Source organism: Amycolatopsis sp. lyj-84, from assembly GCF_046549075.1.
Classification (GTDB): Bacteria; Actinomycetota; Actinomycetes; order Mycobacteriales; family Pseudonocardiaceae; genus Amycolatopsis.
In genome coordinates, this window is record NZ_JAJPWO010000005.1 from 188,587 (window position 1) to 212,961 (window position 24,375).

Annotated in this window: 24 protein-coding genes; 11 read left to right on the forward strand and 13 right to left on the reverse strand. The window is 69.0% G+C overall.

What is annotated here, in order from left to right:
- Positions 1 to 212: 212 nt before the first annotated feature.
- From ACLJRM_RS17845 to ACLJRM_RS17865, 5 genes are all read right to left on the reverse strand, one after another.
- Complete coding sequence (locus tag ACLJRM_RS17845; protein ID WP_101608024.1) at positions 213 to 920, reverse strand: hypothetical protein; 708 nt, start codon at positions 918 to 920, stop codon at positions 213 to 215.
- Between the two features lie 22 nt (positions 921 to 942).
- The gene (locus ACLJRM_RS17850) at positions 943 to 2,208 is read right to left on the reverse strand and encodes a WXG100 family type VII secretion target (RefSeq protein WP_410663644.1); all 1,266 of its coding nucleotides are present in this window, start codon (positions 2,206 to 2,208) and stop codon (positions 943 to 945) included.
- Positions 2,209 to 2,565 carry a WXG100 family type VII secretion target gene (locus ACLJRM_RS17855; protein WP_101608022.1) on the reverse strand — a complete coding sequence of 119 codons (357 nt, stop codon included), beginning with the start codon at positions 2,563 to 2,565 and terminating at the stop codon, positions 2,209 to 2,211.
- Positions 2,565 to 3,134: a YbaB/EbfC family nucleoid-associated protein gene (locus ACLJRM_RS17860; protein WP_410663645.1), complete on the reverse strand. Its 570-nt coding sequence runs from the start codon at positions 3,132 to 3,134 to the stop codon at positions 2,565 to 2,567. The genes ACLJRM_RS17855 and ACLJRM_RS17860 overlap by 1 nt, the downstream gene beginning before the upstream one ends.
- 292 nt (positions 3,135 to 3,426) lie before the next feature.
- Complete coding sequence (locus ACLJRM_RS17865) at positions 3,427 to 4,152, reverse strand: SDR family NAD(P)-dependent oxidoreductase (RefSeq protein WP_410663646.1); 726 nt, start codon at positions 4,150 to 4,152, stop codon at positions 3,427 to 3,429.
- A gap of 70 nt (positions 4,153 to 4,222) precedes the next feature.
- Between ACLJRM_RS17865 and ACLJRM_RS17870 the strand changes: the two genes are divergently transcribed.
- Together ACLJRM_RS17870 and ACLJRM_RS17875 are read left to right on the forward strand one after the other, a co-directional pair.
- Positions 4,223 to 5,110 (forward strand): LysR family transcriptional regulator, encoded by an 888-nt coding sequence (locus ACLJRM_RS17870; RefSeq protein ID WP_410663647.1) that lies wholly within the window; start codon positions 4,223 to 4,225, stop codon positions 5,108 to 5,110.
- Positions 5,111 to 5,145: 35 nt separating this feature from the next.
- Positions 5,146 to 5,631: a hypothetical protein gene (locus ACLJRM_RS17875; RefSeq protein WP_410663648.1), complete on the forward strand. Its 486-nt coding sequence runs from the start codon at positions 5,146 to 5,148 to the stop codon at positions 5,629 to 5,631.
- A gap of 40 nt (positions 5,632 to 5,671) precedes the next feature.
- Here ACLJRM_RS17875 and ACLJRM_RS17880 read toward each other — a convergent pair whose 3' ends face one another.
- Positions 5,672 to 6,268 carry a hypothetical protein gene (locus ACLJRM_RS17880; RefSeq protein WP_410663649.1) on the reverse strand — a complete coding sequence of 199 codons (597 nt, stop codon included), beginning with the start codon at positions 6,266 to 6,268 and terminating at the stop codon, positions 5,672 to 5,674.
- A gap of 125 nt (positions 6,269 to 6,393) precedes the next feature.
- On the reverse strand, positions 6,394 to 8,040 hold the full coding sequence (locus ACLJRM_RS17885; RefSeq protein WP_410663650.1) for an ArnT family glycosyltransferase: 1,647 nt from the start codon (positions 8,038 to 8,040) through the stop codon (positions 6,394 to 6,396).
- Between the two features lie 265 nt (positions 8,041 to 8,305).
- Here ACLJRM_RS17885 and ACLJRM_RS17890 point away from each other — a divergent pair, with 265 nt between their 5' ends.
- Genes ACLJRM_RS17890 through ACLJRM_RS17905 form a run of 4 tightly spaced genes read left to right on the forward strand, consistent with a single transcriptional unit; the run spans position 8,306 to position 11,887 of the window.
- Entirely contained in the window at positions 8,306 to 9,628 is a 1,323-nt protein-coding gene (locus ACLJRM_RS17890) for a M20/M25/M40 family metallo-hydrolase (protein WP_101608016.1), read from the forward strand.
- Entirely contained in the window at positions 9,628 to 10,506 is an 879-nt protein-coding gene (locus tag ACLJRM_RS17895; protein WP_101608015.1) for an alpha/beta fold hydrolase, read from the forward strand. The genes ACLJRM_RS17890 and ACLJRM_RS17895 overlap by 1 nt, the downstream gene beginning before the upstream one ends.
- 40 nt (positions 10,507 to 10,546) lie before the next feature.
- Positions 10,547 to 11,143 (forward strand): winged helix-turn-helix domain-containing protein, encoded by a 597-nt coding sequence (locus ACLJRM_RS17900; RefSeq protein WP_101608014.1) that lies wholly within the window; start codon positions 10,547 to 10,549, stop codon positions 11,141 to 11,143.
- Positions 11,144 to 11,887 (forward strand): SRPBCC family protein, encoded by a 744-nt coding sequence (locus ACLJRM_RS17905; RefSeq protein ID WP_101608013.1) that lies wholly within the window; start codon positions 11,144 to 11,146, stop codon positions 11,885 to 11,887.
- Here the strand turns inward: ACLJRM_RS17905 and ACLJRM_RS17910 are convergent.
- From ACLJRM_RS17910 to ACLJRM_RS17920, 3 genes are all read right to left on the reverse strand, one after another.
- Complete coding sequence (locus tag ACLJRM_RS17910; protein WP_016334446.1) at positions 11,880 to 12,101, reverse strand: DUF5703 family protein; 222 nt, start codon at positions 12,099 to 12,101, stop codon at positions 11,880 to 11,882. The two genes, ACLJRM_RS17905 and ACLJRM_RS17910, sit on opposite strands and share 8 nt — an antisense overlap.
- A complete protein-coding gene (locus ACLJRM_RS17915) occupies positions 12,098 to 13,111 on the reverse strand; it encodes a YncE family protein (RefSeq protein WP_410663651.1) in 1,014 nt (337 codons plus the stop codon). The genes ACLJRM_RS17910 and ACLJRM_RS17915 overlap by 4 nt, the downstream gene beginning before the upstream one ends.
- 113 nt (positions 13,112 to 13,224) lie before the next feature.
- Positions 13,225 to 14,190 (reverse strand): aldo/keto reductase, encoded by a 966-nt coding sequence (locus ACLJRM_RS17920; RefSeq protein WP_199193005.1) that lies wholly within the window; start codon positions 14,188 to 14,190, stop codon positions 13,225 to 13,227.
- A 137-nt stretch (positions 14,191 to 14,327) separates the two neighbouring features.
- Here ACLJRM_RS17920 and ACLJRM_RS17925 point away from each other — a divergent pair, with 137 nt between their 5' ends.
- The 4 genes from ACLJRM_RS17925 (at position 14,328) to ACLJRM_RS17940 (ending at position 19,131) form a co-directional block, all read left to right on the forward strand.
- Positions 14,328 to 15,374 carry an LLM class F420-dependent oxidoreductase gene (locus ACLJRM_RS17925; protein ID WP_101608010.1) on the forward strand — a complete coding sequence of 349 codons (1,047 nt, stop codon included), beginning with the start codon at positions 14,328 to 14,330 and terminating at the stop codon, positions 15,372 to 15,374.
- Positions 15,374 to 16,213, forward strand: a complete 840-nt coding sequence (locus ACLJRM_RS17930) for an undecaprenyl-diphosphate phosphatase (RefSeq protein ID WP_101608009.1) — start codon at positions 15,374 to 15,376, stop codon at positions 16,211 to 16,213. The genes ACLJRM_RS17925 and ACLJRM_RS17930 overlap by 1 nt, the downstream gene beginning before the upstream one ends.
- 62 nt (positions 16,214 to 16,275) lie before the next feature.
- A complete protein-coding gene (locus ACLJRM_RS17935; protein ID WP_410663652.1) occupies positions 16,276 to 16,986 on the forward strand; it encodes a histidine phosphatase family protein in 711 nt (236 codons plus the stop codon).
- Between the two features lie 102 nt (positions 16,987 to 17,088).
- A complete protein-coding gene (locus ACLJRM_RS17940) occupies positions 17,089 to 19,131 on the forward strand; it encodes a M3 family metallopeptidase (protein WP_410663653.1) in 2,043 nt (680 codons plus the stop codon).
- A 56-nt stretch (positions 19,132 to 19,187) separates the two neighbouring features.
- Here ACLJRM_RS17940 and ACLJRM_RS17945 read toward each other — a convergent pair whose 3' ends face one another.
- Positions 19,188 to 20,411: an aminotransferase class V-fold PLP-dependent enzyme gene (locus ACLJRM_RS17945; protein ID WP_410663654.1), complete on the reverse strand. Its 1,224-nt coding sequence runs from the start codon at positions 20,409 to 20,411 to the stop codon at positions 19,188 to 19,190.
- Between ACLJRM_RS17945 and ACLJRM_RS17950 the strand changes: the two genes are divergently transcribed.
- Complete coding sequence (locus ACLJRM_RS17950) at positions 20,410 to 21,789, forward strand: PLP-dependent aminotransferase family protein (protein ID WP_101608006.1); 1,380 nt, start codon at positions 20,410 to 20,412, stop codon at positions 21,787 to 21,789. The genes ACLJRM_RS17945 and ACLJRM_RS17950 overlap by 2 nt on opposite strands.
- 18 nt (positions 21,790 to 21,807) lie before the next feature.
- On the opposite strand, the gene ACLJRM_RS17955 is transcribed toward ACLJRM_RS17950, so the two are convergent.
- Positions 21,808 to 22,437, reverse strand: coding sequence for a hypothetical protein (locus ACLJRM_RS17955; protein WP_101608005.1), 630 nt, complete (start codon positions 22,435 to 22,437; stop codon positions 21,808 to 21,810).
- Positions 22,438 to 22,508: 71 nt separating this feature from the next.
- Positions 22,509 to 24,302 (reverse strand): right-handed parallel beta-helix repeat-containing protein, encoded by a 1,794-nt coding sequence (locus ACLJRM_RS17960; RefSeq protein WP_410663655.1) that lies wholly within the window; start codon positions 24,300 to 24,302, stop codon positions 22,509 to 22,511.
- Positions 24,303 to 24,375 lie beyond the last annotated feature (73 nt).

The following is a 24,375-nucleotide window of genomic DNA, read 5'->3' on the forward strand; positions in this document are numbered from 1 at the left end:
GAGGGGCAAACGTGTCGTGTTCGTAGGCGGATTCCGGATGTTCAGCGTCCTGAATCTTCCCCGCTCGACTGCCGGTCGTGAGGTTGTGGGGGTGGCACGCTCTTACCCTTCGACGATGAAGGAATCGGGACACTCAACGTCCTAATTCCTTCATCGTCAACACCCGGCACACGCTGAGCTGCCCTTTCCCTCAATAGCTCGTGTTCAAGCTCCTAAAAGCGATCGGTGGGCAGCCGGCCGGAGACGTCGATCAGGTAATCGGCCTCCGCGAGCAGCGTCTCCCGGGTCAGCGGCCGTTGCCCGCCGGTGCGGAGGGTCGCCCGCTCCAGGTACACGGGCCACTGGGTGAGGCGCGTTTCCGCGCGCAGCCAGTCACGCACCTCTTGGGTGAGCAGCTCCGCGGCCCGCTCGCGGTCGGCCGCGCGGACCTTCACCGCCCCGTCGAAGTCCCGGTCGAACGTCTTCACCTGCTCGAACTCCCGCATGACGCGGGTCGGGAACGCGCCGTCGGCGGACACGAACAGCGGGGCCGACTCCGGCACCCGCAGCTGGACCGAATGGAATGCCCGCGGTGTGCTGTCCCCGCCCGGCTGGTGCCGGTCGTCCAAATAGTCGACGCCGACGAAGTCGTGATCGCGGTACCTGAACTCCACGCACCGGACGATCGCCGCCTCCGCGAGCGGCCGTTCGAGGCTCACGGGATCCACCCCGAAACCCGGCGATGTCTTGCCGTGCTCGCTGTGGAAGGTGCCGGACACCTCGGCGGCGAAGCCCGCCATCCAGTGCCGGCGCTCCCGCCGTCCGCTCATTTTGGACGCGACGATCAGCACGACGGCGAGGAGCCCGGCCCCGACCACGAGCATGAGGATCGCGCCGAACACGGTCGCGATCGGCGAATCGGCATCGAGCGCCGAGACCATCCCGAATACCTTCCGTCGTCGTTCAGAAATCCAGGTCGTTCTTGGTCTCTTCATCGGACTGCTCCTGGCCGCGGTCACCGTGGTCCGCGGCCTTCTTGCCGTCCTTGGCGTAGCCGATCACCTTGCCACCGGCGTCGAGGATCGCCCGGCCGCGTTTGTCCTGCCAGTCCCCGGTCGTCGAACCGGTCAGGCCCTTGACGACGCCGTCTTTCGCCGCCTTGCCCACGTCCCTGAGCATCTCGCCGCGCAGGGTCGCGTCGACGTCCACGGCGTCCTTCGTCGCGTTGAACACCGGACGGGGTGTGTCGAGCCGCTTGCCCAGCATGCCCTTCTCACCCATCAGCGCGTCGACGTAACCCTTGCCGGACTTGGTGTTCTTCATCCGGTCGGCGAACCGGTCGGTGGCCCGGTTGCCGTCGGTCAGGAACTTGCCCATCTTGCTGTCGGCGAGCTTGGCCTGCATCTTGCGCAGCCACGCCAGCACGTCGGACAGGAGCTTCCGGAGCCGGTTGACGAACCCGGTCGTCTTCGTGGCCGTGGCCGCGAGCTTCGGCGGCGTCGCGGCACCGGCGGCCGCCGTGGAGGCGCCGCAGGTGGGGACGGCCGCGGCGATCGCGGGCACCCACAGCGTGATCAGCCAGCTGATGACCTCGGTGAGGATCGCCTTGATCAGCTCCTCGATGAAGGTCATCACCATGCTGTTCAGCTGCAGCATCTGCGCCATGTCCCCGGCTTTCGCCGCGACACCGTTGATACCGCTGGAAAACTCGGCGAGTCCCTTCTTCGCCGCTGTCCCGGCGTCACCGGCCCAGCCCGCCAGCCGCTCGTCCGCGACCTGGTCGAAGTTGACCGACATGTCCTGCAGCGCCTTGGCCAGCGCGCCGAAGTTCTCCGCCGCCTTGCTCAGCGCCGGGCCGTCCCCGCTGACGAAGTGGATGGCGTCCTGCACCGGCTGGACGACGTTGATGAGGAAACTCAGTCCCTGCCCGATCAGCCAGCCGAGTGGATCCGTCGCGATGTCCACGATGGTCTGCGAACCGGATTGGATCAGGGTCTTGGCGTCCAGCGCGATGGTGGTGACGCCCATCGCGATGTCGGCGCCGTCGGCCTGGGTCTTGCCGTCGAACACCTGCTTGTAGGCGGACACGGAGTCCTTGCCCAGCTGGACGGCGTCGCCGACGATCGGCGTCTTCTTGATCGCGTTCTCGGTGTTGATCCCGGGAATGACGGTGTCGCCCTGGTAGGACTTCATCGACATGCCCGCGGTCACGTCCTGGACTTCGGCCATTTACGGTTTCCCCCCGGTCTTCGGCCCGTCGATCTTCACTTCGATCTTGTTGAACGTCGTCACGTGGTCTTCTTCGATGCCCTGGTAGATGTCGGCGGCCTGGGTCATCTTCGAGCCGGCGCTGTCGAGGCCCTTGGCCATGGCCTCCATCAAGCCCTTGAGGGACTGCAAGGTCTGCGTGTAGCCGTCCTTGGTGAACAGTCCGACGAGTCCCCAGGACTCGTTGCCGACGTCCGCCTGGCCCACCATCTCCTTCAGCTTCCCGGTCTGGCCCCCGTAGTTGCCGAGCTCGCCGGAGTAGCGGCGCAACGCGGCGGGGTCGACTTCGTATCCGCCGTTGACCGCACCGTCGGGCATCAGCGGCCGTCCTCGTCGAACAGGTCCTTCAGGAAGCGGTCGCCGTCGGATCCGCTGCTCGGGGCCGGCGGAGCGGGCCGAGGCGGTTCGGGCTCGTCGGTGCGCAGGAGCGAGCGCTCGGAGAAGTCGTCGTGTTGCTCGGCCGCGGGCGGCATGGGTGCCGTCTCGTCCATCTTCGACCTGAGCTCCTCGACTGTGGTCCCGAACAGCTCGGCCTGGGTCTCCAGCACCTGGTCGACCAGGTGGAGGTCGTCGCCCATGTGGTCCTCGACGATCGCCGCCTGCCGCCGGGCCGATTCGGCCACGGCCTGCTGGATGGTCGACATCACCGCGGCGGAAAGCGCCTCCGGCCTCCGGCGCAGAGCCTCTTCGGTGAACTTGACGTCCATGACGGCGCCTCCAGGGCCCGCCACCACCGTCACCGAGCGGTCCGGCGACGTGGCCGTCGCCTCGAGCCTGCTCAGCTCGTCCTGCATCCCGCCGATGTTCGCGAACCGATCGTCGACGTTCTGGATTCTGGACTGGAACTTCTCGAATTCGGCGACCAGCTGGTCGAATTCGGCCGACATGGAGCCTCCCCGTGCGGTACTCGTGACCTGATCCATCGTTCACGTCGACCCGACGGTGTGTCTTCCGGATCAATCCGGCTCACCTGTTCAGGGGAATGGCCAGCGGTGATCGGGTCGCCACGTCTTCATCGCGCTGGATATCGGCTGGCCTGCCGTCGCGCGTTCCTGCCAGGGTGGCCGGCGTGACGCGGTCATTCCTTCCCGGCCTCGAGCTGGCCGAGCTGTTCTACGCCGAGGTCGTCCGTCCGAACCTGGACAGGGCGCTGGACGGGACGCCGTACTCGCCACCACGTCACCAGGGGATGACGTCCTCGAGAGAGTCCGGGCCGCGGAAGACGCCGGACGGGCCGTCCACGGGGATCGTCGCGAGCAGGACCGGAACGGCCGCACCCTCGGCCACGGTGCGGTGCCCGCGCGGGAAAGGGGCCCCGGCGTTCTGGTCGGTCGGCACCATGCCGGGGCTGACGGCGTTGACCTTGATGCCGTCGGCGCGGAGGGTTTCGGCGTAGAGCAGGGTCAAGGCGTTGAGTGCGGCCTTGGAAGAGCTGTAGGCGAGGAATCCTTCGGTGGGCAGGGGAATCTCCGGATCGCTCAGCGAGGTGAGGGAGGCGAGCCCGCTCGAGAGATTGACCACGCGCGGGTTGGGGGAGCGGCGCAGCAAGGGCACACAGGCCGAGATCATCGTGACGACACCGAAAACGTTGACCTCGTATACGTTCCGCAGGTGCGCGGCCGTGAAGTCGGCGGTGCGCAGACCCCATTCGCTGGTGATGCCGGCGTTGTTGACCAGGACGTCCAGCCTGCCGGTCTCGGCCTCGATCGTCTCGACCGCCGCCGCCACGGAGGCCTCGTCGGTGACGTCGAGCCGGACGGACCGGACGCCCGGTAGGGCCGCGCGGCCTTCCGGATCCCGCGCGCCGAGGTAGACGGTGAGTCCGCGCGCGGCCAGTCGCCGGACGATCTCCTTGCCGATGCCTTTGTTGCCGCCGGTGACGAGCGCGACTTCGTGCGTGTGCATGTCCTCACTCCAGCCGACCCCGCGCCCGAACAGAAGCACCGATCCGGTGTGCGGGCCCTACCCTGGCGGTATGCCGGATCCGGAGATCCGCGAACTGCGCTACTTCCGCGCCGTCGCCGAAGAGCTGAACATCACCCGCGCGGCCAGGCGTCTCGGTATCGCGCAACCGCCGCTGTCACGGGCCATCCGCGGACTCGAACGCCGGATCGGCGCGGAACTGTTCGACCGCACCGGGCGGCGGCTGGCGCTGACGCCCGCGGGGGAGACCCTTCTCGCCGAGTCGGCGAGGGTCCTCGCCGCTCTGGACGTCGCCGTCCGCCGGACGCGGCGGGTCGGGAACGCGCTCGTGGTGACCGCCAAACCCGGAGTGGCCACCCGGCTGCTGCACCGCGTTCGCGAACGCTTCCGGGAGGATCCGGCCGCGGTGGAGATCCGCGTGGTGGTGAGCGGGTTCGGTGAACAGGCCGAGCTGGTCCGTGACGGGCGCGCCGATCTGGCGATCGCGGCCTGTGTGGACGGCGACGGCCTCGAAACCGAGCTCCTGACGACCGAACCGCGCGTCGCCGCGCTCGCCGCCGATCACGAGCTCGCCGGTCGCGACGTGCTCAGTGTCGCCGATCTGATCGCCGAGCCCGCTCCGAGATGGGCGGATGCGCGGATCGTCGAGCCCGGTCACTGGCTCGGCCATCCCGATCGCCGCTCCGACGGGCCGGTCGTGCGCGACACCGCCCAGCTGCTGGACGTGGTCTCCTTCGGGCAGGCCGTGGCACTGGTGCCCGCCTCGCTGGCCGCCGTGAACGTCCGCCCGGACGTCGTCTACCGGCCGGTCGGTGACGTGACGCCGTACCGGACCCTGGCGCTCTGGCGCCCGGGGAGCAGGTCGCCTTCGATCGCCGGATTCCTCAGGATCGCCGCTGAACACGGATCGGTGGAACCCCGGCGCAGCCGTCACCACTGAGGCAACCGCGACAGCGTCCTTAGCGTACTGAGAGCATGACGTTGTCGAGATCCCGGCTGCCTGAGATGGCCGTTTCGTGGCTTCCGCCGATGTTGCTGGTCTGCGGGCTCGCGGTGCTGTGGCTCGGTGTTTCCCTCGCTGTGGATGTCAACCGGTCGGCTGGGCTCGTCCCGGGGCGGGTCGTGGCGACCGGGCCTCAGGGGAGCAAGACCGCGGACGTCGAATACACCGGACTCGACGGGGTGACGAGGACGGAGACCTTCGAGTACGACAAGGGGCGCCGCCAGGCGGCCTACCGGGGCGGCGGCCGGGTACACATCCGGGTGTGGCCGGACGAGCGACGCGCGGAATTCGACGAAGGTGACAAGCACACTCGTGTGATCGTCATGGGCAGTGCGCTGACTCTGCTCAGCGCGGGCGCCATAGTCGTGATGGTGCTGTGGCATCACGGCGTGCGGATGAAGAAATCCCGAGCGCGGTTCCACCTGTGGTGGTGCTGGTTGGTTTCCTTCTGGCGGTGACGTCCCGCAGCAGGTAGCCGGCGGAGAAGGCGCGCGAGCGCTACTTGTACAAGGTCTGGACGTTCGTGAAGGTGATGTCGTCTGTGGTGGTGCTGTCAGGGTTGAACCGGAAGACGACGTTGTCCGCGCCCCCTGCGCGCATCGTGAAGGTCGACATCATCGTCACCGATCCGCCCGCGACGAGCTGCTCCGGAAGGTCGGTGGGGCCGCTCTTCTGAACGGCCGAGTTCGTCGCCTTGGCGTGGTTGGCGCCGTACGACAACTCCGTGCGGACGTTGCTCTTCGCCGTGGGGAAGACGAGCGTCGCGTTGCCGGTATTCGTGATCTCGGTGGCTATTGTCACCACGACGTTCTCGGTTGGGCCGGAGTCGTAGGCGTTCGAATCCACGGTCTCGGACTTCGCGGAGCCGATCCTGACCTTCAAGCCGTTGGACAACGTGGCGGCTTCGGTTGCCGGCGTCTCCGGCACGGAGGCGTTGTCGACGCAAAAATCCTTGTGAGCACTGGCGAAATTCGGGTCAGCGCACTTCGCAGGGTCGAGGCTGGCAGCGTCCGGCGCGGCAGAGCTGTCGCACGCGGCCAGTACGAGGGCGCCGGCCGCTACGAAGAGGCCGACCGAAAGTCTTGTGTTGAGCACAGCGGCTCACTTTACGTCACACGGGACGCCTCGAGAATCGAGCCCGATCCAGGAGAAATGCAAGATTCACCTCACCATTGGCCTGTCGGGAAGACACGCCGTCACCGGCCTTTCCGGGGCCCGGCTCACCCACCCGCCCCGTTGGCCGGCGTGGGCGGTGCGGCGGGAATCCGGCCCGACTCCGGGCCGGCGTTGGCGTCGAAGGACATGCCGGAGTAATCGGGGTCCAGCACGGAGATCGCGTACGTGGCGGGCGCGGCCACCACGGCCGCGACCCCGGCGGCGAGCCCGGCGGTGACCAGGCGGGGCGAGGTGGTCTTGACCACGCGCGCCAGGACCAGCGCGACGACAGCGGCCACGCCCAGCGCGAGCGCACCCCACTTCGCCCACGGCAGGAAATTCGGGTAGTGCGACCACAGCCACGCGGCCCAAGCCACCTCGGACGCCACCGCGAGTGGCAACAGCCAAGCCCGCTTGCCGCCCTCCCGGTACGCGCGCCAGAACAGGACGATGCCCAGGGCGGAGAGCGCGGCGACCGCTGGCGCGAGCGAGGCCACGTACGCGGTGTGCGGGACATCGGCGACGCTGAAAACCAGACCGAAGGTCAGCAGCCACACTCCCCACATCACCAGTCCGCTGCGCACCGGATCGGTGCGCCCGGCCCGGCGCCGCCACCACAGTCCGCACAGCAGGGCCAGCAACGCGAGCGGGTACAGCCAGCCGACCGCGACGGCGAGGTGGCCGTCGAACAGCTTGGCCCAGCCCTTCTGGACCGGTCTGCTCGTCGCTTTCGTCGGGTCCTCGTCGGGATTTCCCCGCTTGGCGGGGAGGATGTCACGCTGCCCGGCCATCCGCTGCGGGTCGATCGCGCCGCCGTCGTTGTCGAATTTCCTGGCGCCGGGCAGTTGGATGCCCAGGTGGCCGACGCCGTTGTAGCCGAACACCATGGCGAAGGCGCTGTTGTTCGTGCTGCCGTCGATGTGGGGCCGGGCGCTGGGCGGGGTGAAGGTGTACAGCGCGATCCACGACAGCGACACCGCGAGCGTCACCGCACCGGCGATCGCCACGTGCTTCACCCGGCGGTGCAGTTCGACCGGAGCGGTCAGCAGGTAACCGATCGCCAGCGCGGGCAAGACCATCCACGCCTGCAGCATCTTCGCCTGGAAACCCAGCCCCACCCAGATCCCGGCCCACACCAGCGACCGCAACCGCCCCTCCAGCACCGCCCGCTGATAGGCGTCGACGGCCAGCACCAGGCACATCACCAGCGCGCCGTCCTGCATGCTGTGCCCGAACATCGACGCGGCGACCGGAGTCAACGCGAAGATCCCGGCCGCCAGCAGACCGGGCACCACACCGGCCCAGCGCCGCACCACCCGGTACATCACCAGCACCGAGATCACGCCCTCGATCACCTGCGGCAACGCCAGCGACCAGGCATGGAACCCGAAGATCTTCGCCGAGACCACCTGTGGCACGAACGAGCCGGCCAGCTTGTCCAAAGTGGACGTCGCCTCCGCGTCCACGGCCCCGAACAGGAACGCCTTCCAGCTCCCGGACATGCTCTTCACGGCGTCCGAATACAGCGGCGCGAAGTCCACCGCCGGCAGATTCCACGCGTACAGCACCGCTGCCACCGCCGCGATGCCCAGCAACACCGGCCGGGCCCAGCGCGGCTGATCGGACGGCGAACGCCACACCGCCCAGCGAGGGGGCCTGCTTTCGGGCACGACGTCCTGGGACAACGGAAGACGGGCAAGTGTTCCGGACACTCCGGTACCTCCAGGCGCGGGCCATCCGGCAGAGTTGTTTCAAGGCATTCCCCAGTGCGCGAATTCGGCCCCGCACGCGCGCTACGGCCGGAACTCTCGCGGACTCCGACGTTATCCACGACCGGTCGGCACCCATACCGCCGATCGGACTCGCAGGCCGCCGGACATGCCTGGTGGCGCCGCCGTCCGCGGGAGTGGGTCTTCACACGTGTCCACGCGGCGGTCGTGACGGGTCGGCACGCTCCACCAATGGTAGGAATGCCTGGTGACCGAACCGAATCTGATCGAAGCCGCCGCCGAAGAGGCAGTCACCCTCACCAGTGAACTGATCCGCATCGACACCACCAACACGGGTGATCCCGACACGCTCGTCGGTGAACGCGCCGCGGCGGAGTACGTCGCCGAGAAGCTCACCGACGCGGGCTACGAGATCACCTACGTCGAGTCCGGGGGCAAGAACCGCCACAACGTGATCGTCCGGCTGCCGGGAGCCGACCCGTCCCGGGGCGCGCTCCTGATCCACGGTCACCTCGACGCCGTCCCCGCCGACGCCTCGGAGTGGTCGGTGCACCCGTTCTCCGGCGCGATCCAGGACGACTACGTCTGGGGCCGCGGTGCCGTGGACATGAAGGACATGTGCGCGATGACGCTCGCGCTGGCCCGCCACTACAAGATCAACAACATCGTGCCGCCGCGCGACCTCGTCTTCGCGTTCCTCGCCGACGAGGAGGCGGGCGGGAAGTACGGCGCGCAGTGGCTGGTGGAGAACCGTCCCGAGCTGTTCGAGGGGGTCACCGAGGCCATCAGCGAGGTCGGCGGCTTCTCGATCACGCTCAAGGACAACGTCCGCGCGTACCTCATCGAGACGGCGGAAAAGGGCATCCGCTGGATGAAGCTGCGGGTGCGCGGCACCGCGGGCCACGGATCGATGATCCACCGCGACAACGCCGTCACCAAACTGTCCGAGGCTGTCGCCAGGCTCGGCAACCACCGCTTCCCGCTGGTCATGACCGACTCCGTCCGCGAGTTCCTGGACGGCGTCACCGAGATCACCGGCTGGGACTTCCCCGAGGACGACATCGAGGGGTCCGTCGCCAAGCTCGGCAACATCTCCCGGATGATCGGCGCGACCCTGCGCGACACGGCGAACCCGACGATGCTCACCGCGGGCTACAAGTCCAACGTGATCCCCTCGGTCGCGGAAGCCTCGGTCGACTGCCGGATCCTGCCCGGCCGTCTCGAGGCGTTCAACGCCGAGCTGGAGGAGATCCTCGGCCCGGACATCGAGAAGGAGTGGATGGAGCTGCCGCCGGTCGAGACGACCTTCGACGGCGCCCTCGTCGACGCGATGACCGCCGCGGTCCTCGCCGAGGACCCGGGCGCCCGCACGCTCCCGTACATGCTTTCCGGCGGCACGGACGCGAAGTCGTTCCAGTCCCTCGGGATCCGCAACTTCGGGTTCGCCCCGCTGCAGCTGCCCGCGGACCTCGACTTCTCGGCGCTGTTCCACGGCGTCGACGAGCGTGTCCCGGTCGACGCGCTGAAGTTCGGCGTGCGGGTGCTCGACCGTTTCCTCCGCTCCGCCTGATGTCCGGTCTGCTGGCCGCCGACGGAACACCCCTGCATTTCGAACGCTGGGGTGATCCGTCGGCGCCGGTGACCGTGGTGCTCCTTCACGGGTACGCCCTCGACAGGCGGAGCTGGCGCGCCGTCGCGCCGGTGCTGGCCGAGGCCGCGGAGGAGCCGATCGCGGTGCTGGCCTACGACCAGCGCGGGCACGGCGAGTCCGGTGAGGTCCGGGCCGCGTCGGCGACGATGGGGCATCTCGCCGACGATCTCGCCGAGGTGCTGGAGAAGGTGATTCCCGAGGGTCGTGTCGTCCTGGTCGGTCACGACATGGGCGGGCTCGCGATCCTTTCGCTCGCCCAGCGGCATCCGGACGTCTTCGCGGCCAGGGTGGCGGGGATCGGGTTGCTCGCCATGTCCGCGGGCGGCGTCACCCCGGACGCGATCTGGCCGAACGCGCTCGGGAAACTCGGCCGCGACCTCGAAATGGTCTTCGGGACGAAGCTGATCGGCCTGGTGCGGGAGCACACCAGCAAGGCGGTGACCGCCGGCCTGCGGTGGTGGCTCTTCGGGGACGACCCGGTGCCCGGCGACGTCGAACTGACCGTCCGGATGATCCGCGGCAACTGGCCCCAGACGGTGTCCGCGTTCCGACCCGCACTGGACGCCTACACGCGGGAATCGGCGTTGTCGCAGGTCGGTGCGGTTCCGGTGACGGCGATCGTGGGGGAGCGCGACAAACTGGTGCCCACCGCCGACGTCGAAGAACTGGCGGGCGCGGTGGAGAACGGGACGTCCGTGGTGCTGCCCGGGGTCGGGCACGTCGTCCCGCTGGAGGCGGCCCCGCAGGTGGTCCCCCGGCTGCTCGCCCTGGCGACGAGAGCCCGCCGACAAGACTGACTGCCTTGACAAGTTCTCTTTTCGGTGGCACCTTCTTGCCATGTTCTCCGTAGCGGTGATCGAGGACGCGGAAGCGGCCGAAGTGTCGTTGGACCCGGTCCGGGCCCGGCTGCTGTCCGAACTCGCGGAACCGGCGTCGGCCACGATGCTGGCCGCGCGGGTGGACCTGCCGCGGCAGAAGGTGAACTACCACCTGCGCGCGCTGGAAAAGCACGGCCTGGTCGAGCTCGTCGAAGAGCGGCGCAAGGGCAACGTCACCGAACGCATGATGCGCGCGACAGCGGCGTCCTACGTGATCTCGCCGACCGCGCTTTCCGCGGTCCAGCCCGACCCGGCCGAGTCGCCGGACCGCCTTTCCGCGCGTTGGCTGCTCGCGGTCGCGGGCAGGCTGGTGCGCGACGTCGGCCTGCTGATCACCGGCTCCACCAAGGCGCGCAAGCGGGTCGCGACCTTCGCGATCGACGGCGAGGTGCGGTTCTCGAACGCGGCCGACAGGGCGGCGTTCGCCGAAGAACTCACCGTCGCGATCACGAACCTGGTGAGCAAGTACCACGACGAAGGCGCCGAACAGGGCCGCGATCACCGGATCGTCGTCGCCGTCCATCCGAGCGTCAAAACCGAGACCGAGGAGCGCTGAGTGGGGCACGAATTCGAGATCGCCGACCGCGTCGAGGTCGACGCGACGCCGGAGCAGGTCTGGGACGCCATCGCGACCGGGCCGGGGATCACGTCATGGTTCATGGGACGCAGTGAGGTCGACGGCGGCGTCGGCGGCACGGTGAAGACCGCGTTCGGCGGCTACGAACCCGCGTCCGCGATCACGTCGTGGGACCCGCTCGAAAGGCTCGTCTACGGCACGGAACGCGAGGAGGACGGGCGGTTCGTCGCCTACGAGTTCCTGATCGAGGCCCGCTCCGGCGGCAGCACCGTGCTGCGGACCGTGACGAGCGGCTTCCTGCCCGGCGACGACTGGGAAGACGAGTTCGAGGCGATGCGCGGTGGCGGCGAGCTGTTCCTCCGCACCCTGGTCGAGTATCTCAACGGGTTCGCGGGCCGGAAAGCGGTGCCGGTGACGGTGTTCGGGCCCGCGATCGAAGACTGGGACCGCGCGTGGCTGGCGCTGGGCCGGGAACTGGGTCTCGCCGGGCGGCCGGACACGGGCGACCGGGTCCGGCTGAGCACGGGGTCGATGTCCACAGTGGATGGCGAGGTCTATCTGGCGAACGAGCAGACGGTCGGGATCCGGACCGGGGACGCGCTCCTGCGCTTCGTCCGCGGTTTCCGCGGGCCGATGCTCGCGATGCATCACCTGTTCGGCGACGTCGACCCCGCGGAACAGGACGAGCTCTGGGCGGACTGGCTCGGCCGCGTCTTCAGGTGATCAGGCCGGGCAGGGGTGTGGCGGTGCGCTTGCGGCGCAACCACACCCTCCGGGTCCCATCGGAGTAGAGCCGGACGGTCGAGAGCTCCCAGCCGGCGAACTCGGCGTGGATCGACAGCTGCGTCGCCGCCGCCCGCCGGGAAACACCGGGAGGCAACTGCAGCCGCCGGTACTCCCAATCCCCTTCGACCACCGCCTCGTCCACAACTGTCATGGCGTGATCACCTGGATCCCTTCTCCGATGGCCGAGCCGACGACCACACGGCCGCCCTGCTCGTCGACGGTGACCGAATCTGGCTGCCGCAGGGTGGGGAACCGGTGCTTCTCGATCGGCTCCCCGCCGCGGACGTCGAAGCCGACGACCTCGTTGCGCTCGGTGAGAGTGACCCAGGCGAGCCCCCGGGCGCGGTCGTAGGCGATGCCGTACGCCCCGCCGGGGACGGGGTAACGCTGGCGCAGCAGCAGCGGCGTCGTGGAGAACGCCAGCAACGCGCCCGCTCGCGCGTCGGTGACGAAGACGCGCCCGAGATCGTCGGTGACCGCGTTGGCCGCGCCGTCGCCCGCGCGGAGGCCTTCGCCGATCTTGCCCTCGGCCAGGTCGACCGAGAACAGAGCCGTGCGCAGCTTGTCCAGGACGACCACGCCGTCGCCGGTGTTCAGCACGTCGTCGGCGCTGTAGATCTGGCCGGTGATGGTCTTCGGGCCCGCGTTGGCGGAAAGCACCTCGACGACCTTGCGATCACGGACCGAGACCAGCGTCGAGTCGCCGTCGGCGAGACCGGCGGAAGGCTGCCCCGCGACCGGGACCGTCTCCAGTGCGCCGCCGGGCAGGGACACCTTCGCCAGCAGACTCTTGCCGGGGACGCTGGCGAGCACCTGGCCACCGGAGACCGTGAGCCGCTCGGCGGGGCCGGGCAAGGCCACGGTCGTCTTCGGGGTGTCCAGGGCCGAGAGATCGTAGAGGCGCAGCGAAGGCGGCTCCGAGACGGCGACGATCAGCGTCTTGCTCGCCTCGTCGGTGGCCAGCGCCTTCACCCTGGGCCCGGCGAACACCGAACCGGCGGGCTTGGCCGTCACCGCGGGGGAGACGGCGGCCGTCACCGCGACGGGGTTCTGCACGATCTGGAGCGTGTCGTTCGGGGTGTCGTCCGCACTGCAAGACGAGAGCACCAGGGCACCGGCGAGCGGGATCGCGATCCGGGAAACGGCGGACAGCCGACCCACCTTGGTGCCTCCACCTGCTACTCGTCGAACGGATTTGTCCAGCATCCCCCAGGAACCCCACCGCGTCACGTCTGTGTCACCTAACAGTCACCTAATCCAGTAATCGAGACGGCTCAAAGGCCGCGTTCGGGGTACCCGACCTCGATCGCGCTGACGTCGTCGAGCGCCGATCGGATGGCGGGCGGGAGCGTGATCTCCTCGGCCGTGAGCGACCCGGTGAGCTGGCCGGTGTCACGCGCTCCGACCACGGGAGCGACCACTCCCGGCCGGTCGCGGACCCAGGCCAGCGCGACGGCCAGCGGCGAGGTGCCCAGCCCGTCGGCGGCGGTCGCGACCGCCTGCACGATCCTGGCCGCGCGATCGGTCCGGTGATGTTCGACATAGCCCGCGAAAACACTCGAAGCGCCACGGGAATCGGCGGGTGTCCCGGTGCGGTACTTGCCGGTGAGCACGCCCCGGCCGAGCGGGGCCCAGGGCAGGATCCCGATGCCGTGGTGCTCCGAGGCGGGGACGACCTCACGGTCCACTCCGCGCTCCAGCAGCGAGTACTCGACCTGCGTCGAGACCAGCGGGGCGACGGCGGAACTGCGGGCCGCGGCGGTCGCGAGCTGCCAGCCGGAGTAGTTGGAGACGCCGACGTAGCGGGCCTTTCCACTGGTCACGGCGTAGTCGAGAGCCGCGAGGGTCTCGTCGACCGGCACGGTGGTGTCCCAGGCGTGCAGTTGCCAGAGGTCGATGTGGTCGGTGCCGAGGCGGCGCAGCGAACCTTCGAGGGCGCTCAGCAGCGCGCCGCGAGAGGCACCACCACCGAACGGGCCGTCGGTGCGGCGGGCGACCGCCTTGGTGGCGAGCACGATGTCGTCACGGGGGACGAGGTCGCCGAGCAGCGCGCCGAGAACGCGTTCGCTCTCACCCTCGCTGTAGATGTCGGCGGTGTCGACCAGGGTGCCCCCGGCGTCGACGAACGCGACCAGCTGGCTGGCCGCCTCCTCCGAGTCGGTGTCGCCACCCCACGTCATGGTCCCGAGGGCCATCCGCGAGACCCGCAGTCCCGACCGGCCGAGCTGTCGCTTTTCCACGACGGGCGAGCCTAGCCGGAAGGCCGGTGCGGGACGCGGAGCAGGTGAGCGTGTCGTGATCGAGTACCACCGGCCGGGTCACCGCGGTGTCAACACCCTGAACGGAGGAGTGACACTCCGATGGATACATTCACGCCGTGCGACTCGGACTGAACTTGGGCTATTGGGGCGCGGGCAACGACGCGGCCAACCTGGCATTGGCGAAGAAGGCGGACGAACTGGACTACGCGGTCGTCTGGGCCGCGGAGGCGTACGGCTCGGACGCGCCGACGGTGCTGGCGTGGGTGGCGGCGCAGACCTCACGGATCGACGTGGGCAGCGCGGTGCTGCAGATCCCGGCGCGGACGCCCGCGATGACCGCGATGACCGCCGCGACCCTGGACACGCTGTCGGGCGGGCGGTTCCGCCTCGGCCTCGGTGTGTCCGGTCCGCAGGTCTCCGAAGGCTGGCACGGCGTGAAGTTCGCGTCACCCCTCGGCCGGACGCGCGAGTACGTCGAGATCGTCCGCAAGGCGCTGTCCCGTGAGCGGCTGAAGTACGAAGGCGAGCACTTCGAACTCCCTCTGCCCGGCGGGCCCGGCAAGGCGCTGACGCTGACCGTGCACCCCGAACGCGAAGAGATCCCCGTGTATCTGGCCGCCATCGGCCCGAAGAACCTCGAACTGACCGGCGAGATCGCGAACGGCTGGCTGCCCGTGTTCTTCTCGCCCGAGCATGCCGGAGAGCAGCTGAAGCTGATTCAGGCGGGCGCGGAGAAGGCCGAGCGGTCCCTCGACGGTTTCGACGTCGTCCCCACCGTCCCGCTCGTGGTCGGTGACGACTGGAAGGCCTGCGCCGACGCGGTCCGCGGGTACGCGGCGCTGTACCTCGGCGGGATGGGCAGCCGGGACAAGAACTTCTACAACCAGCTCGCCTGCCGGATGGGCTTCGAGCGCGAAGCCGCCGACGTCCAGCAGAAGTACCTGGGGAAGGACTACGAAGGCGCGATGGCGGCCGTCCCGCTGGAGTTCATCGACGCGACATCGCTGCTGGGCCCCAAGGAGCGGATCGCCGAACGGATGCAGGCCTTCGCCGGGGCGGGGGTCACGACGCTGACCGTCGCGCCCTCCATGCCGGACCCCGAGAGTTCCGCACACGCTCTCGAAGTCGCGGCCGAGGCGATCGAACTGGCCGGTGTCGCCTGATGGGATGGTTCGAAGCACTGGTCCTGGGGCTCGTCCAGGGCCTCACGGAGTTCCTGCCGATCTCCTCCAGCGCGCACCTGCGGATCACCGCGGCGCTCGCCGGCTGGGACGACCCGGGCGCCGCCTTCACCGCGGTGACCCAGATCGGCACCGAACTCGCCGTCATCCTGTACTTCTCGAGCAAGATCGGGAAGATCCTCCGCGCCTGGTTCTTCTCGATCTACAAGAAGGACTGGCGGCAAGACCCGGACGCGCGGCTCGGCTGGCTGATCATCATCGGTTCGCTGCCGATCGTGGTGCTGGGCCTGCTGCTGCAGGACGCGATCGACGAGACCTTCCGTGATCTGCGGATCACCGCGACCACGCTGATCGTGTTCGGCCTCATCCTCCTGCTGGCCGACCGGATCGGGCGGCAGGAGCGGACGCTGGACCACCTGACCGTGCCGCACGGCCTCGGCTTCGGGTTCGCGCAGGCGCTGGCGCTGATCCCGGGCGTCTCTCGCTCCGGCGGCACCACCAGCGCCGGGCTGCTGCTCGGCTACACCCGCGCGGAGGCGGCGGAGTACTCCTTCCTGCTGGCGCTGCCGGCGGTGTTCGGCTCGGGCCTGTACAAGCTGACCGACATCGGCAAGGACGGCGCCCCGGCCCAGTGGGGGCCGACGATCCTGGCGACGCTGGTCGCGTTCGGCGTCGGCTACGCCGTGATCGCCTGGCTGATGTCCTACATCAAGACCAAGAGCTTCGTGCCGTTCGTGATCTACCGGCTCGTGCTCGGTGTCCTGCTTTTCGTGCTGATCTTCACCGGCGTCCTCGACCCCGGCGCGGGCCCGCACCTGTAAACCTCCGCATCCAGAGGACGAAACGCGGGAGCGGCAAAGCACGGACACGTAGGGTGGGCCACGTGAGTACTGTGATCCTTCTGCGCCATGGCAAGTCCACGGCGAACGGCTCGGGTGTCCTGGCCGGGCGCACGCCCAAGGTCGGGCTGGACGACACCGGCCGGGCACAGGCGGCGGCGCTCGTCGAGCGCCTGGCGCCGGTTCCTCTCGCCGAGCTGGTGGTCTCGCCGATGCTCCGCTGCCGCCAGACGGTCGCGAAGCTGTCCGAGGCACGCGGTCTGGACAAGGTCAAAGAGCCCGGTTTGTCCGAAGTGGACTACGGCGAATGGACCGGTCGCGCGCTCAAGGATCTGTTCAAGGAACCCTTGTGGCGGGTCGTGCAGGCGCACCCTTCGGCCGCGGTCTTCCCCGGCGGGGAGGGACTGGCCGAGATGCAGGCGCGTTCGGTCGCGGCCGTTCGCGCGCACGACGCCCGGATCACCGCGAAACACGGTGAGAACGCGGTCTGGCTCCTGTGCAGCCACGGCGACGTGATCAAGTCGATCCTCGCCGACGCGCTCGGCCAGCATCTCGACGCGTTCCAGCGGATCGTGGTCGACCCGGCGTCGGTTTCGGTGGTCCGCTACACCGAGACTCGTCCGTTCGTGTTGCGCGTCAACGACAACGGCGGTGACCTGGCCGGGATCGCCCCACCGGCACCGAAGGCCAAAGCCAAGCGCGGCAAGGGAAAGCAGAGCTCCGACGCGGTGGTGGGCGGTACCACCGGAGCGTGACCGTCGCCGTCGGCGGCGTCACGCCACGGACGGCATCCACCGGCCCCTGACTGCCCGTAAGGTGGCCTGAACAGCAGATTCGACGACCCGGGAGCAACACCGATGATTTCGCAGGACAACCCGTTCGCCGCGCCGAGTGAGCTGCCCTACGCCCTTCCGCCGTTCGACCGAATCGCCGACGAACACTTCCTGCCGGCCTTCGAAGCGGGCCTGGCCGAGCACGCCGCGGAAATCGACGCGATCGCCGGTTCCGCCGAGCCGCCCACGTTCGAGAACACCATCGCCGCGCTGGAGAAGTCCGGCAGGTTGCTGTCCCGCGTCTCCAGCGTGTTCTACAACCTCTCCGGATCGAACGCGAACGACGAGATCCAGCGAGTGCAGGCCGAAATGGCGCCGCGACTGGCCGCGCACGCCGATGCCGTCAACCTGAACCCGGCGTTGTTCGCCCGGATCAACACGCTGTTCGAGCGCAAGGACGAACTCGGCCTCGACACCGAGTCGCTCCGTCTGCTCGAGCGTCACCACACCGACGTCCGCCGGGCCGGCGCGGGGCTTCCCGAAGCCGACCAGAAGCGCCTGCGCGAGCTGAACGAGCAGCTTTCGACCCTGTCGACCAGGTTCCAGCAGAACCTGCTGAAGGACACCAACGAACTCGCCGTCGTCGTCGAAGACGTCGCGGAACTCGCAGGGTTGGGTGGGGACGAGATCGCGACGGCCGCCGAGACCGCGGGGGAGGAGGGCAAGTACGTCCTCAAGCTGACCCTGCCGACAGCGCAGGCGGCGCTGGCCACGCTGGAGGACCGCGCGCTGCGCGAGCGGATCTTCACCGCGTCGGTGTCGCGGGGCAACCGGGGCAACGAGTTCGACAACAACGAGATCGTCGCCCAGCTGGTCCGGTTGCGCGCCGAGCGGGCCGCCGTGCTCGGCTTCCCCGACCACGCCTCGTACGTCATCGAAGACGAGACCGCGAAGACGGCCGCCGCCGCTGCCGGGCTGTTGGAACGCCTCGCGCCGGTCGCGGTGGCCAACGCCAAGGCGGAGGCCGAAGAACTGCAGCGGTACCTCGAAGCCGACATCCCCGGCGCCGTCCTGCGGCCGTGGGACTGGGCGTTCTACGCCGAGCGCGTCCGCAAGGACCGGTTCGAGGTCGACACCGCGGCGCTCCGCCCGTACTTCGAGCTGAACCGGGTGCTGACCGACGGGGTCTTCTTCGCCGCCTCCAAGCTGTACGGCTTGAGCTTCACCGAGCGGGAGGACCTGCCGAAGTACCACCCCGAGGTCCGGACCTTCGAGGTCTTCGACGCCGACGGCACGGCACTCGGCCTGTTCCTGCTGGACTACTACGCCCGCGACTCGAAGCGCGGCGGCGCCTGGATGAACAACTTCGTCGACCAGACGACAGTGCTGGGCACCAATACGGTCGTGGTGAACGTGCTCAACGTCGCCAAGCCTCCGGCGGGGGAGCCGACCCTGCTGACCTTCGACGAGGTCGTCACCGCGTTCCACGAGTTCGGGCACGCGCTCCACTCGTTGCTGTCGGACGTGCAGTACCCGACGTTCTCCGGCACCAGCGTTCCGCGTGACTTCGTCGAGTACCCCTCACAGGTCAACGAGATGTGGATGCTCTGGCCCGAGGTCCTGGCCAACTACGCCAAGCACCACGTGACCGGCGAGCCGCTTCCGCAGGAGCAGATCGACAAGCTCCTGGCGTCGCAGCAGTACGGCGAAGGCTTCTCCACGACCGAGTACCTCGCCGCGGCCCTTCTGGACCAGGCGTGGCACGCGCTCGGCACCGAGGACCACGTCGAAGACGTCCAGCGGTTCGAGGCCGAGGCGTTGACCAAGGCCGGAGTCGCGCTGGAAGCCGTGCCGCCGCGGTACCGCACCACCTACTTCGCGCACGTTTTCAGCGGCGGCTACAGCGCCGGGTACTACTCCTACATCTGGAGCGAGGTCCTCGACGCCGACACCGTCCAGTGGTTCCGCGAGAACGGCGGGCTCACCAGGGAGAACGGCGACCACTTCCGCCGCGAGCTGCTCGGTCGCGGTGGCAGCATCGACCCGATGGACGCCTTCCGCGCGTTCCGCGGCCGTGACCCGGAGATCGAGCCACTGCTGCAGCGCCGCGGTCTCGCCGGCGCCTGACGCTCTGACGGCTTCCCTGCCCGTGCACCCCCAGTGCCCGGGCAGGGAAGCCGCGATCAGGCGGCGAGTTCGGCGACGGCCGCGGTCACGTCGTCCACCTCTTGTTCGGTGTTGTAGTAATGCGGGCTCAGCCGCAGGCACCAGTCGACGTTCTTGTCGCCGAAGTCGAACTGGGCGAACTCCCGGTAGCTGAGCGCCGAGTTGATCCGCCGGGCGTCCATCGCCTCCTTGAACGGGACGGCTTCCCAGCCTTTGATCGAGAACGTCACCAGCGCACCCAGTTTCCGGCCCCGGTCGAGCACCTCGACGCCGGGAAGGGCGGCGAGCCCGTCACGCAGTCTCGACGCGAGCGCGGGCGTCCGCCGTGAGATCGCCTCCAGGCCGACCTCGCGGGCGTAGCGCGCCGCTCGCGCACAGCCGAGCACCGTGGCGTACGGGAATTCCCATTCTTCGAACCGGACGGCAGACTCGGCGGGCTCGTACTTCCTCGGCGCGGACCAGCGGGCGCCGTGCATGTCGATGAACAGCGGCTCGTGGCCGTCCGCGAGGAAGCGATCGGAAACGAACAGGAAGCCGGAGCCGCGGGGACCGCGCAGGAACTTGCGGCACGTCGAGGTGAGGAGATCGGCGCCGATCTCCTCGACGTCGACGGGGTACTGACCGATCGACTGGCAGGCGTCGACCAGGTACAGCAGACCGAGTTCCCGGCAGTGCCGCCCGATCTCGGCGACCGGCTGGACCAGTCCCGAATTGGTCGGGATATGCGTGGCCGCCACCAGTTTCGGCTTCCTGCTGCGCATGAGCGCCGCCATGGCCTCGACGTCGACACCGCCTTCCGGCGTGTCCGGGGCGTGCACGACCTGGACACCGAACCGCTTTCGCAGTGACAGGAACGCGATCTGGTTGGAGATGAAGTCGTTGCGGGTGGTGAGGACGACGTCGCCGGTTTCGAACCGGATCGAGGACAGCGCTGTGGAATAGGCGTGAGTGGCACTGGCCGCGAAGGCGATGTTGCGCGGCCGCGCGTTGATCAACGCGGCGATCTCACGGTAGAACCCTGCGACCTCGTCGGCCCGTACGGCGGCGGCCTCGTAGCCGCCGATCTCGGCTTCGAGATTCAGGTGGTCGAGCATCGCGGCCAGCACCGGCTTCGCCACGAGACCACAGCCCGCGTTGTTGAAGTGGACGACCTTCTCGCTACCGGGGGTATCGGCTCGCAGCGCTGGAATGTCCAGTAGTGATTCCGCACGGTTTCCAGTAGCACTATCATGTTCTTTCATGTCGGATAGTAGCACTTCTGCGCTCGTGACCCAGCTGCGTTCCTTGGTCCGCGCGGCGGCGCCGGGGGACCGGCTGCCCAGTAGCCGGGAGCTGATCGAGCGCTATCGGGTCGGCCCGGTGACGGTCTCGCGCGCGATCGCCCTGCTGGCCGCGGAAGGTGCTGTCGTGACCCGCCCCGGCAGTGGGACGTACGTGGCGACAAAGCCGAGGACGGCGGGGGAGTCGCTCGACACGGCGTGGCAGACCGTCGCGCTGACCGATCGCAGCGTCGACACCCGGTCCCTCACCGGCACCCTGGGGCCGCCGCCGGACGGCGCGATCCTGCTCGACGGCGGCTATCCGCACCGGTCACTGCAGGCGGCCCGGTTCTTGAGCGCGGCGCTCGCGCGGGCAGGCCGCCGTCCGGACGCCTGGGATCGCGCACCCGCCACCGGGCTGGCCGCGCTGAGGTCGGTGTTCGCGGGGCCGGCCGGCGCGTCGCCGGACGATGTCCTGATCACGTCCGGCGGACAGAGCGGGCTGTCGATGGCGTTCCGGGCCATCGCCGCTCCGGGAAGTCCTGTGCTGGTCGAGTCGCCGACCTATCCGGGAGCGCTCGCCGCGGCGCGAGCGGCGGGACTCCGCCCGGTACCGGTCCCGATCGACGAGGACGGTGTCCGTCCGGATCTGCTCGCCGAGGCGTTCGCGATGACCGGCGCCCGGCTCTTCTACTGTCAGCCCACCTTCCACAATCCGACCGGGACCGTGCTGGCCGCCGAACGTCGCGCTCAGGTGCTGGAGGTGGCGCGGGCGGCGGGTGCGTTCGTGCTCGAAGACGACTTCGCCCGCTACCTGTCGCACGAATCCACGGCACCGCGTCCGCTGATCGCCGACGACCGCGACGGCACGGTCGTCCACCTGACGTCGGTGACGAAAGCGGCGGCGCCGAGCCTGCGGATCGGGGCGCTCATCGCGCGAGGACCGGTGCTCGACCGGATGAAGGCGATCCGGCGGGTCGACGACTTCTTCGTCTCCCGTCCGCTGCAGGAAGCGGCACTCGAACTCCTCAGCGCGCCGTCCTGGGAACGTCACGTGCGGAAACTGGGCGCCGAATTGCGGGAACGGTGCGTGAAAGCGGCCGCGGCGCTGGCGGGGGAGTGTCCTGAGTGGACTGTCGCACGCCTTCCCTCGGGTGGGCTGCACCTGTGGGTGCGGCTACCGGCGGGGAGTGACGCGAACGCCCTCGCCCGCGCCGCGAGAGAGCGGGGAGTCGTCGTCGGGGCAGGGGAGCGGTTCTTCGCCACCGAGCCGTCCGGGCCGTTCCTGCGCCTGGGCTTCGCCGCGACGGCCGACCTCGCCGAACTCACCGAAGGCATCCGGCGCCTGAGAGATGTATAACGGCCTATACGGCGTCGCTCAGGCCAAAAAAGCTTCAAGAACCAGATAAACACCGCCGCCGAGGACGACACCGGCGATCGTCCCTGCCGTGACCTCGGCCTTCGTGTGGTCGCCGAGTTCGACGCGGGACCAGCAGACCCAGCCGACGCCGAGGAAGACCAGGGCGAGCCAGGGGCCGTAGACCCGGATCAGCATGACGGCCGCGCCCGCCGCCACCATCGCGTGCATGGAGATCTTGAACTTGAAGCCGAAGGTGATCGCCAGCGCGGCGACCAGGCAGACGAGCTCGGCGGCCGCGAGTGCGATCATCTCGTGCGGAGCGCCGCCGGCGATCAGGATGACGAATCCGGCGGTCAGCGAGCCGATGCAGACCGCGAACGGGACGAGCCGTCCGGCCCGATCGGTCACATGGTGGCTGTCCCACTTGCCCTTCCGCGCGCCTCGCACGATCACGGCCATCGGGATCAGTGAGCCGGTGACGCCGACGATGAGTCCCCACAGCACCGTCTCGCCGAGGTGGTAGCCGGTCACCTTCCAAGCGACGATCAGCGGCAGGCCGAGCACCCAGACCCAGGGGGCGAGCACCTCGGTCGCGATCCTCGCGAGGCGATGGCGTGTCCCGGGGGAGTCCGTGGACTGGGTCGGCATGGGCGAGCGGTCTCCTCGTGGATCGTGGGCGGAACGGCTCCTGCCGGGCGAGCGCCCGGCAGGAGCGGTGATCATCGTTCCAGACCCCGGCGGCCCGCCCGCGCGAGGATGTCGGCGCCCGCCGGATCGGCCTGGACTTCCTTGTCGAAGTTCTCCTTGGAGAGCAAGGTGTTCCCGGCCATCGTCACCGTCTCGGGTGCTTCACCGTCCGGCTGGACGTCCCAGAAGTTGCCGAGGAAGGCGACGTTCTCCAGCGGCGGGCCGACCTGGAGCACGATCGGCGTGTCGGCACCGTGGACGATATTGCCGACGACGGTGATCCACGCGGCGCCGTAGTCGGTGTAGAGCCCGAAGTTGAACGAGGTGAGAACGTCGTGGATCACGTTGCCGCGGACCACCGCGCCGCCGGCGAACGAGGACCCCTGCGGCGCGGAGAGGTAGATCCCGCCGCCGTCCATCAGCTTCCCCATGCTGCGTTCGACGAGGTTCGCGATCACCTGGGTGCCCTTGGCCCGTTCGCCGCCGGTGATCACGATGCCGTTGTGCGGGACGTCGTGGATCTCGTTGTGCGCCACGGTCGTCTCTTCGGACTCGACCACGATGACGGCGGACGAGCCGCGGTACTCGGTGCCGATGTGGTGGACGAGGTTGTCCTCGAGCGAGACCCGGGTGCTCTCGTGGACGGCGATCCCGCTGCCCGAGATCTCGTCGAAGACACATCCCTGGATCTCGACGTCGGTGCTGTCTTCGACGAGCAGCCCACCCGCGCCGAGCCGGGTGAGGTGGTTGCCTTCCAACGTGACTCGCCTGACCGACGCGAGGCTGACGTTGGCGGGCAGCTGAACCGGACTGGCCGGAACATGGACGTAGCCGACGTCCGCGCCCATGTCGATCTTCCGGAAGTCACCCTGCTCGTAACGGGAGTTCCCGTGATAGTGCAGGTAGCCCCCGGTGCGCGCGGGGCCTGACCAGGCCGCGTCGGCGAGAGTGAAGCCGCGGAGCACGAGGTCGTGCACACCCTTCCCGCTGACAAGCGTTTCGAGCACCGGCGCGAGGACGGTGGTCTCGCCGACCTCCTCGCCGGGGCGCGGGCGGTAATGCAGGACGTGTTCGCCCTGCTCGGTGCGGCTGACGGCGAAGGTGCCCGGCTCGGTCAGGAACGCCACGTTGTTCTCGAGTACGGAAGGGGCTGCGAGACCGTCCCAGGTCCCGTCCCCGCCTGCTGCGTACCACTTCGAGTCGTAGAGGGACTTGGCGTTGTCGAAGGCGGGCTGGGCCATGGTGATGGTGGTCGACGTGGCATCGCCGGAAACCGATGCGACCGCGAGCCGGGCTTCGGACCACGGATAGACGCCGGGGTAGACGAACTCCAGCCCGGAGGGGTCCGGCCAGGACTGGGGTTCGACGCTGTCCGTGACGTAACCAGTAGCAGTTTTCGTCACGGTTCCCGGCAATCCGGTCGCGCGGGCCGCTCGCGCCGCGGGCTGGCCGTCCACGGTGAGCCGTCGTGGCGCCAGTTCGCCGACCGGCGCCGTCCAGACGCCGTCGTCACCTGTCGACCAGCCGGAGATCTCGCGGCCGCCGCTCAGTTCGACCTTCGCCTGGGCGGGCGTCCCGTAGTCGTCCGCCTGGTAGATCACGCGGTAGCCGTTCGTGCCGGAATCCGCCAGCTCGTCGTCGAAGACCAGGGGTTCTCGCAGGTGATGGACACCGGCGGTGAAGGCGACGACGATGTCCCCGGTCATCCCGGCGGTGGCGGCGCGGACGGCCTCTTGTGCCGCTCCCGGTGTGGCGAAGGGCTGGTCGACGGTGCCAGGCCAGTCGTCCTGGCCGTCGGGGGACACGTACAACCTGATTTCAGGCATGCTGAAGCGCTCCTGGGAGTTGTTTATGGGATATACTGAGGTTTATCAGCTAAACACGCGAGAGCGCCGAGCG